Annotated in this window: 13 protein-coding genes; 9 read left to right on the forward strand and 4 right to left on the reverse strand. The window is 68.3% G+C overall.

Annotation, left to right across the window (positions count from 1 at the left end; genetic code table 11):
• Positions 1-87 precede the first annotated feature (87 nt).
• Entirely contained in the window at positions 88-2358 is a 2271-nt protein-coding gene (locus tag WS92_RS27735) for an NADP-dependent malic enzyme (protein ID WP_059934790.1), read from the reverse strand.
• A 531-nt stretch (positions 2359-2889) separates the two neighbouring features.
• On the opposite strand from WS92_RS27735, the gene WS92_RS27740 reads away from it, so the two are divergent.
• From WS92_RS27740 to WS92_RS27775, 7 genes are all read left to right on the forward strand, one after another.
• Positions 2890-3576, forward strand: a complete 687-nt coding sequence (locus tag WS92_RS27740) for an orotate phosphoribosyltransferase (protein WP_006023763.1) — start codon at positions 2890-2892, stop codon at positions 3574-3576.
• 338 nt (positions 3577-3914) lie between these two features.
• The gene (locus WS92_RS27750) at positions 3915-4490 is read left to right on the forward strand and encodes a YbhB/YbcL family Raf kinase inhibitor-like protein (protein WP_171845256.1); all 576 of its coding nucleotides are present in this window, start codon (positions 3915-3917) and stop codon (positions 4488-4490) included.
• Between the two features lie 101 nt (positions 4491-4591).
• A complete protein-coding gene (locus tag WS92_RS27755; protein WP_006023766.1) occupies positions 4592-5167 on the forward strand; it encodes a flavodoxin family protein in 576 nt (191 codons plus the stop codon).
• A 147-nt stretch (positions 5168-5314) separates the two neighbouring features.
• Positions 5315-6259, forward strand: coding sequence for an N-acetyl-gamma-glutamyl-phosphate reductase (argC, locus tag WS92_RS27760; RefSeq protein WP_059934793.1), 945 nt, complete (start codon positions 5315-5317; stop codon positions 6257-6259).
• 477 nt (positions 6260-6736) lie between these two features.
• On the forward strand, positions 6737-8110 hold the full coding sequence (locus WS92_RS27765) for a DUF2957 domain-containing protein (protein WP_041861563.1): 1374 nt from the start codon (positions 6737-6739) through the stop codon (positions 8108-8110).
• A 121-nt stretch (positions 8111-8231) separates the two neighbouring features.
• Positions 8232-9482 (forward strand): DUF2957 domain-containing protein, encoded by a 1251-nt coding sequence (locus tag WS92_RS27770; protein WP_059934787.1) that lies wholly within the window; start codon positions 8232-8234, stop codon positions 9480-9482.
• A 19-nt stretch (positions 9483-9501) separates the two neighbouring features.
• Positions 9502-10332 (forward strand): OmpW/AlkL family protein, encoded by an 831-nt coding sequence (locus WS92_RS27775; protein WP_006023771.1) that lies wholly within the window; start codon positions 9502-9504, stop codon positions 10330-10332.
• 187 nt (positions 10333-10519) lie between these two features.
• Here WS92_RS27775 and WS92_RS27780 read toward each other — a convergent pair whose 3' ends face one another.
• Positions 10520-11458, reverse strand: a complete 939-nt coding sequence (locus WS92_RS27780) for a LysR family transcriptional regulator (protein WP_009913870.1) — start codon at positions 11456-11458, stop codon at positions 10520-10522.
• Between the two features lie 94 nt (positions 11459-11552).
• On the opposite strand from WS92_RS27780, the gene WS92_RS27785 reads away from it, so the two are divergent.
• Positions 11553-12827 (forward strand): MFS transporter, encoded by a 1275-nt coding sequence (locus WS92_RS27785; protein ID WP_059934786.1) that lies wholly within the window; start codon positions 11553-11555, stop codon positions 12825-12827.
• Positions 12828-12903: 76 nt separating this feature from the next.
• On the opposite strand, the gene WS92_RS27790 is transcribed toward WS92_RS27785, so the two are convergent.
• Together WS92_RS27790 and WS92_RS27795 are read right to left on the reverse strand one after the other, a co-directional pair.
• Positions 12904-13560: a LysE family translocator gene (locus WS92_RS27790; protein ID WP_059934785.1), complete on the reverse strand. Its 657-nt coding sequence runs from the start codon at positions 13558-13560 to the stop codon at positions 12904-12906.
• A 107-nt stretch (positions 13561-13667) separates the two neighbouring features.
• The gene (locus WS92_RS27795; protein ID WP_015600834.1) at positions 13668-14537 is read right to left on the reverse strand and encodes an NAD(P)-dependent oxidoreductase; all 870 of its coding nucleotides are present in this window, start codon (positions 14535-14537) and stop codon (positions 13668-13670) included.
• A 128-nt stretch (positions 14538-14665) separates the two neighbouring features.
• Between WS92_RS27795 and WS92_RS27800 the strand changes: the two genes are divergently transcribed.
• Complete coding sequence (locus WS92_RS27800) at positions 14666-15421, forward strand: Mut7-C RNAse domain-containing protein (protein WP_006023776.1); 756 nt, start codon at positions 14666-14668, stop codon at positions 15419-15421.
• The last annotated feature ends 56 nt before the right edge of the window (positions 15422-15477 follow it).

Below are 15477 nucleotides of genomic sequence, written 5' to 3' on the forward strand. Positions count from 1 at the left end.
GGATACGGTTCGGCCGAGCGGCCGCCTTTTACCTCGCGCCACCGCGCGCCGCCGGCTGGAACGGCCTGCGGCGCGCGCTTTCGCGCGTTACTTCACCTGAACGTTCGCCGCGGCGACGGCCGTCATGTTGATGATCCGGCGCACGGTCGCGGCCGGCGTCAGGATGTGCACGGGCTTCGCCGCGCCCAGCAGGAACGGGCCCACGGTCACGCCTTCGCCGCCGACCATCTTCAGCAGGTTGTACGCGATGTTCGCCGCCTCAACGTTCGGCATGATCAAGAGGTTCGCCTCGCCCGTGAGCGTCGTGCCCGGGAACGCGGCCTTGCGGACCACTTCGGACAGCGCCGCGTCGCCGTGCATTTCGCCGTCGACTTCAAGGTCCGGCGCGCGCTCGACGATCAGCTTGCGCGCTTCCGCCATCCGGCGCGACGACGCCGACGGCGCGCTGCCGAAGTTCGAGTTCGACAGCAGCGCCGCCTTCGGCGTGATGCCGAAGCGCTCGATCTCGGCCGCGGCCTGGATCGTCATGTCGGCGAGCTGCTCGGCGCTCGGCTCTTCGTTCACGTAGGTGTCGCACATGAACAGGTTGCGGCCCGGCAGCATCAGCAGGTTCATCGCGGCGAAGTGCTCGGCGCCCTTCGCGCGGCCCAGCACCTGCTCGATGAACTTCAGGTGGCTGTGATACGTGTCGATCATCCCGCAGATCATGCCGTCCGCGTCGCCGAGGTGCACGAGCATCGCGCCAATCAGCGTGTTGAACTTGCGCAGCGAGGCCTTCGCGACCTCCGGCGTCACGCCGTCGCGCGCGCCGATCTCGTGATACGCCTGCCAGCACTGCTGGTAGCGCGGATCGTCTTCCGGATTGACGACTTCGAAGTCGACGCCGCCGACGAGCTTCGAACCGATCTTCTTCAACCGCATCTCGACGACCGACGGCCGGCCGACGATGATCGGCTTCGCGATCTTCTCCTGCAGCACGAATTGCGCGGCGCGCAGCACACGCTCGTCCTCGCCCTCGGCGAACACGATGCGCGCGGTCTTCGTCTTCGCGGTCGCGAACACGGGGCGCATCACCATGCCGGTGCGATAGACGGTCGTGCCGAGCTGCTCGCGGTACGCGTCCATGTCGGCGATCGGGCGGGTGGCCACGCCCGAATCCATCGCGGCCTGCGCGACGGCGGGCGCGATCTTGATGATGAGGCGCGGATCGAACGGCTTCGGAATCAGGTATTCCGGGCCGAATTCGAGCGAATGGCCTTCATACGCCTTCGCGACTTCCTCGCTCTGGTCGGTTTCCTGCGCAAGCCCGGCGATCGCGCGCACGCACGCGAGCTTCATCTCCTCGGTGATCGTCGTCGCGCCGACGTCGAGCGCGCCGCGGAAGATGAACGGGAAGCACAGGACGTTGTTGACCTGGTTCGGATAATCGGAGCGGCCCGTCGCGACGATCGCGTCCGGACGCACCGCCTTCGCGTCTTCCGGGCGGATTTCCGGCTCCGGGTTCGCGAGCGCGAGGATGAGCGGCCGGTCCGCCATCGTCTTCACCATGTCCGGCTTCAGCACGCCCGCGCTCGAGCAGCCGAGGAACACGTCCGCATCGCGAATCGCGTCGGCGAGCGTGCGCGCGTCGGTCGCCGCCGCGTAGCGCTGCTTCGACGGATCGAGATTGCCGCGCCCTTCGTAGATCACGCCCTTCGAATCGGCGACGAGCACGTTCGATTTGGACAGGCCGAGCTTCACGAGCAGGTCGAGACACGCGATCGCCGCCGCGCCCGCGCCCGAGCAGACGAGCTTCACGCCCGACAGATCCTTGCCGACCACCTTCAGGCCGTTCAGGATCGCCGCCGACGCGATGATCGCGGTGCCGTGCTGGTCGTCGTGGAAGACGGGAATCTTCATCCGCTCGCGCAGCTTCTGCTCGATGTAGAAGCACTCGGGCGCCTTGATGTCCTCGAGGTTGATGCCGCCGAGCGTCGGCTCGAGCATCGCGATCGCCTCGACGAGCTTGTCCGGATCGGACTCGGCGAGCTCGATGTCGAACACGTCGATGCCCGCGAATTTCTTGAACAGGCACCCCTTGCCTTCCATCACGGGCTTCGCGGCAAGCGGGCCGATGTTGCCGAGGCCGAGCACCGCGGTGCCGTTCGTCACGACGCCGACCAGGTTGCCGCGCGACGTGTACTTCTGCGCGTCGAGCGGATCGGCGTAGATTGCATCGCACGCGGCCGCGACGCCGGGCGAATACGCGAGCGACAGATCGAACTGGTTCGACAGCGGCTTCGTGGGCGTGACCGAAATCTTGCCGGGTTTCGGATTCTGGTGATAAGCGAGAGCGCTTTGCTTCAGTTGTTCATCCATGATTGACCTGCGAGAGACATGCGTAATTTTGAAGACTCAGTACCGAGCACCGGAAGCCGCGGATGCGGAAATCGAGGGGATGGTCGACTGCGGCGTCCGTCGCGCGCCGGATTGGCGCGGCTTCGAACCTTGGCGGGTGGCAAGCGGGGAGTACAAAGCACCGAGCGAATCTTAGAGGGTCGCTTAGTGTACACCCCGCGCAGGCGCGCCAGTTGCTGCGGCGCGGCAGCCCGCCGTTTCGGCGTACTGCCTTTCATCGCCGCAAGCCGGCGGAAAATCCGCGCGCGCGCCACGCTCACCCGGCCGCGCGAGGCGGCCGTCCGGGCGCGGAAAATCTGCCGCCGCCGCGCCGCCGGGCGTCTCGAAAAACCCGCAAATCGGGTAAAATAGCGGGCTACGCGCGCAGCGAAGCGGCTCGACGCCGGCGGTCATCGCCCATGTCGGCCCGCCCCCGGCCCTCACGGCGGGAATCACGCGAGCTGCGCCACCGGGCCCGCGCCCGCCCCTCGCTCATCACCAAGGAACGCCCTCATGACAGGCTTCGATCGTCAGACGATCTCCGACACGACCGCCAAAATGCTGCTCGAAGTGCAAGCGGTGCACTTCAACGCCGACAAGCCCTTCATCTTCACGTCCGGATGGGCGAGCCCCGTCTACATCGACTGCCGCAAGCTGATCTCGTTTCCGCGCGTGCGCCGCGGCCTGATGGAAATGGCCGAGGCGACGATCCTGCGCGACGTCGGCTTCGAGCAGATCGATGCGGTCGCGGGCGGCGAAACCGCCGGCATCCCGTTCGCCGCGTGGATCGCCGACCGGATGATGCTGCCGATGCAGTACGTGCGCAAAAAGCCGAAGGGCTTCGGCCGCAACGCGCAGATCGAGGGCTATCTGCAAGAAGGCTCGCGCGTGCTGCTCGTCGAGGACCTGACGACCGACAGCCGCAGCAAGATCAACTTCGTCAACGCGCTGCGCACCGCGGGCGCGAAGGTGAACCACTGCTTCGTGCTGTTCCACTACGACATCTTCAAGGAAAGCGTGTCGGTGCTGAAGGACATCGACGTCGACCTGCACGCGCTCGCGACCTGGTGGGACGTGCTGCGCGTCGCGAAGGCGTCGGGCTACTTCGAGACGAAGACGCTCGACGAAGTCGAGAAATTCCTGCACTCGCCGGCCGAGTGGTCGGCCGCGCACGGCGGCGCGACGGGCGCGCAGGAGTAACGCGCCCCGCATCGCCCTCGCTCGGCCGCGCCCGCCCGGCCGACGCAACGAACCGCCCGCCGTCGTCGACCGCGGGCGGTTTTTTTTCGCACGCGCAGGCGGCGGTGGCGGGGCCGCGCGCGCCGGCCGGCCGTCGGGGCGCTGCCGCGGCCCTGTCGCCGGTCCTATGCGCCGGTCCGTCGCGCGAAGTTGACGCGACCGCGTCCGCCATGCGTCCCCTAATGCTAGACTTCCCCCTCATATTCGGGTTCGAGCATCACATCTCGACCACGATCGGCGCCGGGTCGCCCCGGCACAACTGACGGGAGAAGGGCCATATGCGTGTGGGTCGCCGAGTCGTGCCGCGAGGTTCGTCCCGTCGTCTGCTCTCGCTCGCCCTCGCCTGCGTTTCCGTTCTCGCGCCGACCGGCGGCTCGCACGCGCTCGCCGAAGACGCATTCACGCTGACGAGCGACGATCTGCGCCCCGGCGGCCGGGTCGGCGCGCCGCACGTGTTCAATCAAGGCGACTGCAAGGGCGGCAACCGCTCGCCGCAGCTCGCGTGGCGCAACCCGCCGCCCGGCACGAAGGGCTTCGCCGTCACGATGTTCGATCCCGACGCGCCCGGCCGCGGCTGGTGGCACTGGGCGGTCGCCGGGATTCCGGCGAGCGTCTCGAGCCTGCCCGCCGACGCGAGCGCATCCGGCTTCCTGCGCAAGCTCGGCGCGGCCGAGGCGCGCAACGACTTCGGCGTCGACGGCTACGGCGGCCCGTGCCCGCCGCCCGGCAAGCCGCACCGCTACGTGATCACCGTCTACGCGCTGAAGGCAACCGACCTGCGCGTCGCGACAGGCCGCCCCGCGCAGATGTTCGACCACGAGATCGGCACCGAGTCGATCGGCTCCGCGCAGCTCGTCGTCACATACGGCCGCTAGTCTGCGGCAAGGCGCGGCGAACAGTCATCGTCCGCCGCGCTGCCCGCCCCAGCGCGCGCGGCTTCGTCGTCTCGTCGTCGTCTCATCTTGGAGAAACAGACATGTCGAATCTCGTCATCGTTTATCACAGCGGCTACGGCCACACGAAAAAGCTCGCCGAATCGGTGCTCGCAGGCGCGCGGGAAGCCGGCGCGAACGCGCGACTCGTCGCCGTCGGTGATCTCGACGACGCCGGCTGGGCCGCGCTCGACGCGGCCGACGCGATCGTCTTCGGCGCGCCGACCTACATGGGCGGCCCGTCGGCCGACTTCAAGAAGTTCGCCGACGCGACGTCGAAGGCATGGTTCGGCCAGGCATGGAAGGACAAGATCGCGGCGGGCTTCACGAACTCCGCATCGATGAACGGCGACAAGTTCTCGACGATTCAATATTTCGTCACGCTCGCGATGCAGCATGGGATGGTGTGGGTCGGCACGGGCCTGCTGCCCGCGAACACGAAGGCGGCGACTCGCAACGACATCAACTACGCGGGCGGCTTCACGGGCCTGCTCGCGCAATCGCCATCCGACGCGTCGCCGGACGAGGCGCCCTCGGATGGCGATCTCGACACCGCGAAGGCGTTCGGCGCGCGCGTCGCGGCGGCGACTGCCCGCTGGCTCGCCGGCAACGGCAAGTGAAATCGCCGCACGATCCAGCCCTTTGCCGGATCGTGCGGCGACACGGGCTTTTTTCGGCCGAACCGGTTACGGCGTCGCGCATCACGTCTTAAAATGATCGTTTTTCCGCGGCCGCGCGCCGCGCCGCCCCGATCCAGCGAGAGCGAGATGAGCACGAAAGTTTTTGTCGACGGCCAGGAAGGCACGACCGGTCTGAAGATCTTCGAATATCTGTCCGCGCGCAGCGACATCGAGATCCTGCGCATCGACGAAGCGAAGCGCAAGGACATCGACGAGCGCCGCCGCCTCATCAACGCATCGGACGTCACGTTCCTGTGCCTGCCCGACGTCGCGTCGCGCGAATCGGCGACGCTCGTCGAGAACCCGAACACGACGCTGATCGACGCGAGCACCGCGTTCCGCACGAGCACCGACTGGGCGTACGGCCTCCCCGAGCTGAACCGCGCGCAGCGCGAGCGCATCCGCGCCGCGAAGCGCATCGCGGTGCCGGGCTGCCACGCGTCGGCGTTCGTGCTCGCGATGCGTCCGCTCGTCGACGCGGGCGTCGTCGCACCGGACTTCGCCGCGCACAGCTACTCGATCACGGGCTATAGCGGCGGCGGCAAGAAGATGATCGCCGATTACGAAGCGGGCGGCGCGAAGCTCGCGAGCCCGCGTCCTTACGCGCTCGGCCTCGCGCACAAGCATCTGCCGGAGATGGCCGCGCACACGGGCCTCGCGAGCACGCCGATCTTCACGCCGATCGTCGGGCCGTTCTACAAGGGCCTTGCCGTCACCACGTACTTCACGCCGAGCCAGCTCGCGAAGCGCGTGACGCCGCACGACGTGCAGCGCGTGCTCGCCGAGCATTACGCGGGCGAGGCGTTCGTGCGCGTCGCGCCGTACGACGCGGCCGAGAATCTCGACGACGGTTTCTTCGACGTGCAGGCGAACAACGGCACGAACCGCGTCGACCTGTTCGTGTTCGGCACCGCGGAGCGCTTCGTCACCGTCGCACGGCTCGACAACCTCGGCAAGGGCGCGTCGGGCGCCGCGATCCAGTGCATGAACCTCAACATCGGCGCGCCCGAAAACACGGGGCTCGCGCGCTGAACGACGCAGGGCTTGCAGTGCGAGAGAAGCCGGCCCGGGTGGCCGGCTTTTTCATTGCATAGAATGGAAAACGAAAGTTATTTAAATATTGTCACGGCGCTAACAGATATTTACAAACTTTCATTTCCATCCAAAAATAAATCCCGGAATTTCCAAAAGCATCGTGATTATCCCGAATAGGGATTTACCCGATACGCGCGCTTTAAACGAATGATCCAGTGCGCGACCCCGCGCATAAAACCCTGTAAAAACAAGAGCCTCCCTGTCCGCCCGGACAAATTTCAAACGCCTATCTCGTTTTAATTCATCGCCTCCAGCCACTCATTTCGGGAGCCCGAATACAGTCAATTGTTTAAATCGCCCGGGTTAGACGGTTCCGTCAATTGACAGCGGAAAACGACGCGGCCAAATTAGCCCAACACAATTAAACACATTGGAGACAGAGGCATGTCGGACGCCTTTTCGAAAGGGGTGGCAATGGCCATAGCCCTCGCCCCTTTGCTTGCCGCTTGTAGTGGAGGGGGCGGCGGCACCCCGGCTCCCATCGACGCGCCGCAATGCTCGGGCTCGAGCTGCGGCGTTCAGGGTCCGCCCAGCTCGAGCGCGGGCAACACGTCGCTCTGTCCCGCGAACGCGGACATCGGCAGCAGCACGTATCTCGGCGGCGCCGGCGGCGGCGAGGTCGTGAGCGTGAACATCAATGCGGCCACGATGACATACACGCTCAAGTGGCTCGAGTCTCCGATTCCGCTCGCCACCGGCACGGTCACGCCGACCCGCGCCGGCACGACGATCACGGGCAGCGTCGCGCATCCGCCCGCGGGCACGCTGCCTACCGCCGAGCAGACGCGCTGCGCGTTCGTGCTGATGCCGGGCAGCGGCACGGCGCCCGCGACGAACTCGACGTACTCGACCGCGGCTGACTTCAACCAGGCGAACCCGCCGATGATCCTGATCGGCTTCGGCGTCGCGGGCGGCGGCATTCCGGGCGCGACGATCCAGTACAGCGGCCTCACGATCATCCCGGGCGTGCTGCAGAACATCGGCCAGGTGCCGCAGCGCCATTTCGACTTCTATCCGTTCCTCGGCTTCGCGAGCACGACGACCGATCTGTCGAAGCTGCCGGGCACGTACAACGCGCTCCTCTACCACACGGTGCCGTCGAGCAACTACGCGGCGAAGGCGACCAACTCGAACGAGACGTTCGATGCGAACGGCGCGTGCACGTCGACGAGCGCGTCGGGCTGCATGACGACCGGCAATCCGTGGACGGCGAGCGGCAACGGCTACTTCAACAGCACGCAGGCGCCGCAGATCCTGCCGCAGACGCAGTTGCCGCTCATTGGCGCGACCGGCAAGTCGGCCGTCGCGCACATGGTGCTCGGCCAGTTGAACGGCGCGACCGTGCCCGTCGTCGTGCGCACGGGCAACGTGAACCTCGGCACGCCGCCGCTGCATCTCGACGCGCAAGTCGACGACGAATCGGGCATCGCGGTGCTCGGGCTCGCGAAAGCGATCGCGTCGGGCGGCATCGACGGCGGCTACGCGGGCGCGGACTCGAACTTCAAGTACACGGCGACGGTGATCAAGGGCACGACGGCCACGTTCGTGAACCCGGGCACGCAGCAGGCGGAAACGGGCTTCACGCTCGACTACGGCCAATCGACGCCGGGCCTGCTCGGCGTCACGACGGCCGACACGTCGGCGCCGGGCTTCGTGATCGCGAGCGGCGGCCTCTATGCGGCGCTGATCCAGGGCACCGTCAACGGCGGGATCACGCAGAGCTCGGCGATCGCCGGCCAGACGCCGTCCGCGCCGTATTTCGGCGTCGGCGCGCAGGTCAGCAAGTAACGAGACCCGCACGCGCGGCCGGCGCGCATTGCGCCGGCCGCGCCGCAGCGGGCGAGATCGAGAGCGGCCGACAGGGAGCCGGCCGCCGGATAAAGACAATTGTGGAGTTTGGAGGAGCAACATGAAGCAGCAGAACCTGATCCTGGCGATGGCCTGCGCCGCGCCCTTTATCTCGGCGTGCAGCGGCGGCGGTGGCGGCGGCGAATCGCAGCCGCTCGTCGAGGCGGCGCTCTGCCCGTCGTCGGTCGACTACAACACGGTCTACACGGGCGGCGGCGGCGACGGCGAGCTCGTCAAGCTGCAGATCGACACGACGAAGATGACCTGGCAAATCACCTTCGTCGAATCGCCGGTTCCGAAGACGACGGGCACCGCCGCGCCGACGCGCGCCGGCACGACGCAAAGCGGCACGCTCACGCAGGAAACGCTGCTGCCGACGCAAAAGCTCAACAACTGCGCATTTCGCCTGAACGGCGCGAGCCTCGATCCGAATCGGCCGGCGCGCATCTTCCTCGGCATGGGCATCGTCGGCGGCACGATTCCGGGCGCGGAAATCCAGTATGGCGGCCTGCTCGGCCAGGGCGCGATTCCCGACACGAAGTTCCCGTACTACCCGTTCATCGCGTTCTCGTCGCTCGAGACGAACATCGCGAATCTCGCCGGCACGTATAGCCAGCTCGGCTACGGCCAGGTCCCGTCGCAAAATTTCGCGCCGACGACGATCGACGCGAAGGTGACGATCAACCCCGACGGCACGTGGAGCCGCTGCGACACGACGGGCATCTACGCGGGCGCCTGCCGGCAGCCGGGCACGAACCTCGCGCAGTCGGCGGACCGCACGGGCGCGTTCGAGACCGATCACTACCAGGGCCAGGTGAAGCCGACGCTCGCGACGATTCCGCAGGCAAAGGGCTTCGTCATCGTCGGCAAGCTGCGCAACCAGCTCGTGCCGGTCATGATCCGCACCGGCGTCGCGAACCCGAACCCGACGCCCGACGCGAACGGCGTGCCGGGGCTCACCGCCGACGACGAATCGGGCATCTCGATCCTCGCGCCGCAGACGGCGATTGCGGTCGGCTCGCAAAACGGCGAGTACATCGGCGTCGACAGCCAGTTCGACTACCGGACGACCGCGCTCGTCAACGCGCAGGCGACGCTCCTCGATCCGTTCCAGGCGTCGCAGGCGTCGCTCGCGACGGCGCTGAACCTCGACTACGCGCAAGCGGTGCCGGGCACGGTCACGTCGACGCACGTCGGCGCGAGCAGCACGACGCCGACCGGCAAGTTCATCTTCACGGGCGGGGTATTCGGCTTCCTCGACATGTCCAACTCGTCGTCGCCGTACTTCACGGTCGGCGCGTTCGTGCAGTAACCGACGCTCGGGAGGCCTCATGAAAAAAGCACTCTGCGCGGCGCTCGGCGTCGCGGCGCTGACGCCGCTCGCCGCGCACGCGCAAAGCGCGGGCAGCAACGTCGTCACGCTCGGCTGGTTTCACGTGATGCCGCAGCAAAGCAGCACGCCGCTCACGACGAACGTCGCGCCGACGCCGATCAACACGCCGCTGCGGCTGCCGCCGACGTTCACGTCGGCGGGCACCGGCCTGTCGACGAGCGGCGCGGACACGGTCGGCCTGACCGTCAGCCACTTCCTGACCGATCACATCGCGGTCACGTCGGTGGCGGGCGTGCCGCCCGTCTTCAAGGTGTCCGGCCACGGCACGATCACGCCGCCCGGCCCGGCCGGCGCGCTCGGCACGCAGAACATCGGGCTCGGCCCGGTCAATCCGATCGTCAAGAGCGTGCGGCAGTGGAGCCCCGCCGTCGTGTTCCAGTACTACTTCGCGCAGGCGAGCGCGAAGTTCCGGCCGTTCGTCGGCGTCGGCGTGTCGTACAACTGGTTCAGCGATCTGCAACTGAACACGAACTTCATCAAGCAGACGCAGGACAACCTCGGCGCGATCCTCGCCGCGGGCGCGGGCAAGCCGGGGGTCACGCAGGTGTCGGCGAAGGCGTCGTCGTCGTGGCAGCCGGTGTTCAATGCGGGCCTCACGTACAACATCACCGATCACTGGGGGCTCGTCGCGTCGGTCACGTACATCCCGCTGAAGACGACGTCGACAGTGACGATCAAGGCGGCCGACGGCACGACGCTCGCCGAGTCGAAATCGGACCTGAAGGCCGATCCGATCATCAGCTACGTGGCGGTGTCGTACAAGTTCTGACGACGAAGGGCCGCCCGCGCGGCTTGGCTCCGGGTTCGCGCGGGCAAAAAAAAAAAGCCCGCCTGAAGAGGCGGGCTGAATCCATATCAGAGGAGACATGGAGGAGACGGTTCGGACTATACAGGTTTGTTTGACGCAATGCAACATTTCCTTCGAGAAAATACGGATTTTCCCTCGAATGCTGGTTCTAATTCGCCGGCATTTCTGCTTCGCCGCCTAATCGCCGGCTTCTTTCCGCCTCCAGCACGGCAACGAGCCGCTCGCGCAGCAGCTCGACCGGCCGCATCAGCCGGCCCGGCAGCACGCCGTGCACGAGCCACACGTTGATCCCCGGCTCGACATCCGCCGTGTCGACGATCCGCAGCGCACCGCGGTGCGGACTGCGCGCGAGCGCCGCCGCCGACGCGATGCCGAGCCCCGCGCCGCGCGCGACGAGCGAGAGCTGCAAATCCGAGCCGAACGCTTCGACCGCGACGTCGAACGGCAGCCCGGCTGCGCTGAACGCGCGGCTCAGCGCCGAGCGCATCCCGCAGCCATCCTGGCTCAGCACCCACGGGTAGCGCGCGAGCGCGTCGAGCGGCAGCGGCCCCGGCGGCAGCGCGAAGTCGCGCGCGGCGACGAGCACCGTCGGCTGCACGCCGAGCAGCGTCGACACGAGCGTTTCCGGCATCGGAAAGCTCGCCGGCATCATCACCGCGGCGGCGTCGAGCGCCGCACGCTCGACGTTTTGCAGCAGCGCCGGCGACCAGCCGGCCGTGATCCGCAGCGTGAGGCGCGGAAACGCGTCGCGCAGCCGGTCGATCGGCCCTTCGAGCGCGAGCTCCGACAGAAACGGCGGCACGCCGATCCGCAGTTCGCCCGCCGGCTCGCTGCCGGGCGAGGCGACGGCGAGCAGCTCGTCGACCGAGCGCAGCACGTTGCGCGCGAGCGCATAGACTTCGCGGCCCGCCGCGGTCGGCTTGAGCGGCTTGCTCTGCCGATCGAGGAGCGGCACGCCGAGCGTCGTCTCGAGGTTCTGCACGCGCCGCGTGAGGCCGGGCTGCGTCAGATGGAGCCTGGTCGCGGCGGCCACCATCGAGCCGCTGTCGACGACCGCCACGAAGGCTTGAAGATCACGCGTATTCAAAACAAACTCGCATAATCATATTAAACATATTTCAATTGTCGCATAACTGGCGCGTCTCTACGATGAGGGCTCGTTCATTTCCGAGACCCTTCCGATGAACCGCCCCGCCGATCTTCGCGCCGGCCCGGCCGCCGGGCGACCGCGCGCCGCCCCCGTCCCCGCGCCCACGCTCACGCCCGCACTCACCGTGTTCTTCTCGGCGACGGTCGGCGTGATCGTGCTCAATCTGTTCGCCGCGCAGCCGCTGACGGGGCCGATCGCGGCCGAGCTGCGGCTGCCCGCGGGCCTGACCGGGCTCGTTGCGATGCTGCCGCAGCTCGGCTACGCGGCAGGCCTCGTGCTGCTCGTGCCGCTCATCGACCTGCTCGAAAACCGCCGGCTCATCGTGACGACGCTCGCCGTCTGCGCGGCGACGCTCGCGCTGCCCGCCGTCACGCGCTCCGGCGCCGTATATCTGGCCGCGGTGTTCGTCGCCGGCGCGGCGTCGAGCGTGATCCAGATGCTCGTGCCGTTGGCGGCGTCGATGGCGCCCGACGAAAATCGCGGCCGCGCGGTCGGCAACGTGATGAGCGGCCTGATGCTCGGCATCCTGCTGTCGCGGCCGCTCGCGAGCCTGATCGCCGGCGCGGCGGGCTGGCGCGCGTTCTACGGCGCGGCCGCCGCCGCCGACATCGCGATCGCCGCGGTGCTCGCCGCGAGGCTGCCGCGGCGAGCACCGTCGCTGCCGACCCGCTATGCGGCGCTGCTTCGGTCGCTCTGGACGCTCGCGGCGACCGAGCGCGTACTGCAGCGGCGCGCGCTGTCCGCGGCGCTGTCGATGGGCGCGTTCAGCGCGTTCTGGACCGCGATCGGTCTGCGCCTCGCCGCTGCGCCCTTCGATCTCGGCTTGCACGGAATCGCGATGTTCGCGTTCGCCGGCGCGACGGGCGCGATCGTCACGCCGTTCGCCGGCTTGGCCGGCGACCGCGGCCGGGAGCGCGGCGCATTGCGCGGCGCGCACGTGGCGATGCTCGCCGCGTTGGCTGCGCTCGGCGTCGCGGGCGCGGGCTGGGCCGGGTTCGACGCGGCCGCGCATCCGGCGCTCGCGCTCGCGCTGCTCGTCACCGGCGCGGCGGCGCTCGATGCGGGCGTCGTCGCCGATCAGACGCTCGGCCGCCGCGCGATCAACCTGCTGAATCCCGCCGCGCGCGGGCGGCTCAACGGGCTCTTTGTCGGGCTGTTCTTCGTCGGCGGCTCGCTCGGCGCCGTGCTCGCCGGCGCGGCGTGGGCATGGGCGGGCTGGGGCGCGGTGTGCGCGGTGGGCCTCGCGTTTGCGGGCGCCGCGTTCGCGCTGGACTGGATCGGCTCGCGCGAACAGGCGACGCGCTGAAACGAAGAAGCCCCGCGCCGTAGCCGACGCGGGGCGTTTCGTTCTTTCATGCGGCGCTTCGCCGGCCCGCGCCCGCTCAGTGCCGCACAAGCGCCATCATCGCGCCGAAGCCGACGAACAGGCCGCCCGTCAGCCGGTTGAACGCCTTCGCGACATTCGCGCTGCGCAGCGTCACGCCGATCCGCGTGCCGAACGAGGCATAGACGATATACCAGCTCACCTCGATCACCGCGAACGTCGCGACAAGGATGCCGAACTGCGGAAGCGTCGGCGCGGACGCGTCGATGAACTGCGGCAGCAGCGCGGCGGCGAACAGGATCGCCTTCGGATTGCTGCCTGCGACGAGAAAACCGTTGCGAAAGAGCGTCCAGCGCGACACCGAGGCGACTGCGTCCGCACGGCCCGCGTGCGGCGCGACGTCGGCCGCGCCCGCCGCGGATTGCCCGTCGACGCGCGCGCGCCACGCCTTCACGCCGAGGTAGATCAGATACGCGGCGCCCGCGAAGCGCAGCGCGTCGAACATCGCGGGCCACGCCTCGAGAAATACGCCGAGGCCCGCGGCGGATACCGACAGCATCGCGACGAGCGCCGTCATGCAGCCCGCCATCGTCGCCGTCGAACGCCGCAGCCCGTGACGCGCACCGTGCGTCATCACGAGCAGCATGTTCGGACCGGGAATCGCCGACACGACGAACACCGTCGCGACGAACAGCCACCACGTATGCAGATTCATTGCCGCCCCGCTTTCGAAAATGAAATAGAAATGTCAATTATGCCGGGGAACGCGGGCCGCTGTCAGCCGCGGGGCAGCCGCGCGACGCATGCCGCATCACGCGCGCATCATCGCCCCGCACGGCGCGCCGCGACCTGGCCGAGCACCGCGAAATCCTTGTCGCCGTGGCCGTGCGCGACCGCTTCGATCAGGCTGTCGCGCACGACGCTCGCGACGGGCAGCGGCACCGACAGCGCGTCGCCCGCCTCGAGCGCGAGCCGCACGTCCTTCAGGCCGAGCCGCGCCTTGAAAAGCGCCGGCTCGTAGCGCGACTCGGCGATCATCGCGCCGTAGCCTTGATAAACGGGGCCGGGAAACACGCTGTTGGTGATCACGTCGAGATAGTCGTTCATCGCGACGCCGTGCGCGGCGAGGAGCGCCCCCGCCTCGCCCATCGTCTCGATGGCCGACGCGATCGTGAAGTTCGCCGCGATCTTCACCGCGTTCGCGTGCTGCGGCAGCGAGCCGAGCCGCCACGTCTTCTGGCCAATCGCGTCGAACGCGGGCTGCATCCGGTCGATCGCCTCCGCAGGCCCGGCCGCGATGATCGTGAGGCGCGCGGCTGCCGCGACGTGCGGGCGCCCCATCACGGGCGCCGCGACGTAGTGGATCGCCCGCTGCGCGTGCGCGTGCGCGAGCTGCTCGGCGAGCGCGACCGAAATCGTCGCCATGTTCACGTGAATGAGGCCGCGCGGCGCGTGCTCGAGGAGCGCCGCGTCGAACACCTCGCGCGCGGCCGCGTCGTCGGCGAGCATCGAGAACACCGCGTCGCCCGCGAACGCTTCGGCGACCGTCGCGACGTGCTGCGCGCCCAGCGCGACGAGCGGCGCGACACGTTCGGCGGAGCGGTTCCACACCCGAACGCGATGCCCCGCCTTCAGCAGATTCGCCGCGATCGCGCTGCCCATCTCGCCCGCGCCGATAAATCCGATGTCCATGTCGTGCTCCTTGTATTCGTCTTATTCGTCGAAAGCACGAGTAGAGCACAGGCGCGCGACATTTGCCGTTTCGCGGCAGCCATCGCGCGCGACGTGCGACAAGCGTGCGGCGGTGCGATACTGGGCCGATGGTCACCGTGACTTTCCGCTTCTACGAGGAGCTGAACGATTTCCTCGCGCGGCCGCTGCGCCGCCGCGAGTTCGAGCGCGCGTGCATGCGCGGCGCGAGCGTCAAGCACGCAATCGAGGCACTCGGCGTTCCGCACACCGAAGTCGAGCTGATTCTCGTCAACGGCGAATCGGCGCCGTTCAGCCGCGCGCTCGAAGATGGCGACCGCGTCGCCGTCTACCCGACCTTCGAAGCGATCGACATCCGCCCGCTGCTGCGCGTGCGCGCCGCGCCGCTGCGCGTCACGCGCTTCATCGCCGACGCGCATCTCGGCGGGCTCGCGCAATTGCTGCGGCTGGCGGGCTTCGACACGCTGTACGACAACCACTACCCGGACGACCTGATCGAGGCGATCGCCGCGCGCGAAGCGCGGATCGTCCTCACGCGCGACCGCGAGCTGCTCAAGCGCCGCACGATCACGCACGGCTGCTACGTGCGCGCGCTGAAGCCGCAGGCGCAACTGCGCGAGCTGTTCGACCGGCTCGATCTCGCCGGCGCCGCGCAACCGTTCCGGCTGTGCCTGTCGTGCAACGCGCCGCTGCGGCGCATCGATCCCGCCGAGGCCGAAGGCCGCGCGCCGCAAGGCGTGCTGCAGCGTCACACGCGCTTCGTCACCTGCGACGTCTGCCGTCGCGTGTTCTGGGAGGGCTCGCACTGGCGGCGCATGCGCGCGCTGATCGACCACGTGTCGCCGCCAAAGCCGCCGCACGCGTGACGCGTGCATCGGGCGCGGATCACGCGCGCAAAAAACGAACCCCGCGTTCGCGAGAA

Source organism: Burkholderia sp. MSMB1588 (genome assembly GCF_001546925.1).
Classification (GTDB): domain Bacteria; phylum Pseudomonadota; class Gammaproteobacteria; order Burkholderiales; family Burkholderiaceae; genus Burkholderia; species Burkholderia humptydooensis.

Bases quoted from the DNA above. Each gene is read 5' to 3' on its own strand.
- WS92_RS27755 (WP_006023766.1), top strand. From the start codon at position 4,592: ATGTCGAATCTCGTCATCGTTTATCACAGCGGCTACGGCCACACGAAA.
- WS92_RS27775 (WP_006023771.1), top strand. From the start codon at position 9,502: ATGAAAAAAGCACTCTGCGCGGCGCTCGGCGTCGCGGCGCTGACGCCG.
- WS92_RS27790 (WP_059934785.1), bottom strand. From the start codon at position 13,560: ATGAATCTGCATACGTGGTGGCTGTTCGTCGCGACGGTGTTCGTCGTG.
- WS92_RS27770 (WP_059934787.1), top strand. From the start codon at position 8,232: ATGAAGCAGCAGAACCTGATCCTGGCGATGGCCTGCGCCGCGCCCTTT.
- WS92_RS27800 (WP_006023776.1), top strand. From the start codon at position 14,666: ATGGTCACCGTGACTTTCCGCTTCTACGAGGAGCTGAACGATTTCCTC.
- WS92_RS27765 (WP_041861563.1), top strand. From the start codon at position 6,737: ATGGCCATAGCCCTCGCCCCTTTGCTTGCCGCTTGTAGTGGAGGGGGC.
- WS92_RS27735 (WP_059934790.1), bottom strand. From the start codon at position 2,358: ATGGATGAACAACTGAAGCAAAGCGCTCTCGCTTATCACCAGAATCCG.
- argC (WP_059934793.1), top strand. From the start codon at position 5,315: ATGAGCACGAAAGTTTTTGTCGACGGCCAGGAAGGCACGACCGGTCTG.
- WS92_RS27785 (WP_059934786.1), top strand. From the start codon at position 11,553: ATGAACCGCCCCGCCGATCTTCGCGCCGGCCCGGCCGCCGGGCGACCG.
- WS92_RS27740 (WP_006023763.1), top strand. From the start codon at position 2,890: ATGACAGGCTTCGATCGTCAGACGATCTCCGACACGACCGCCAAAATG.
- WS92_RS27795 (WP_015600834.1), bottom strand. From the start codon at position 14,537: ATGGACATCGGATTTATCGGCGCGGGCGAGATGGGCAGCGCGATCGCG.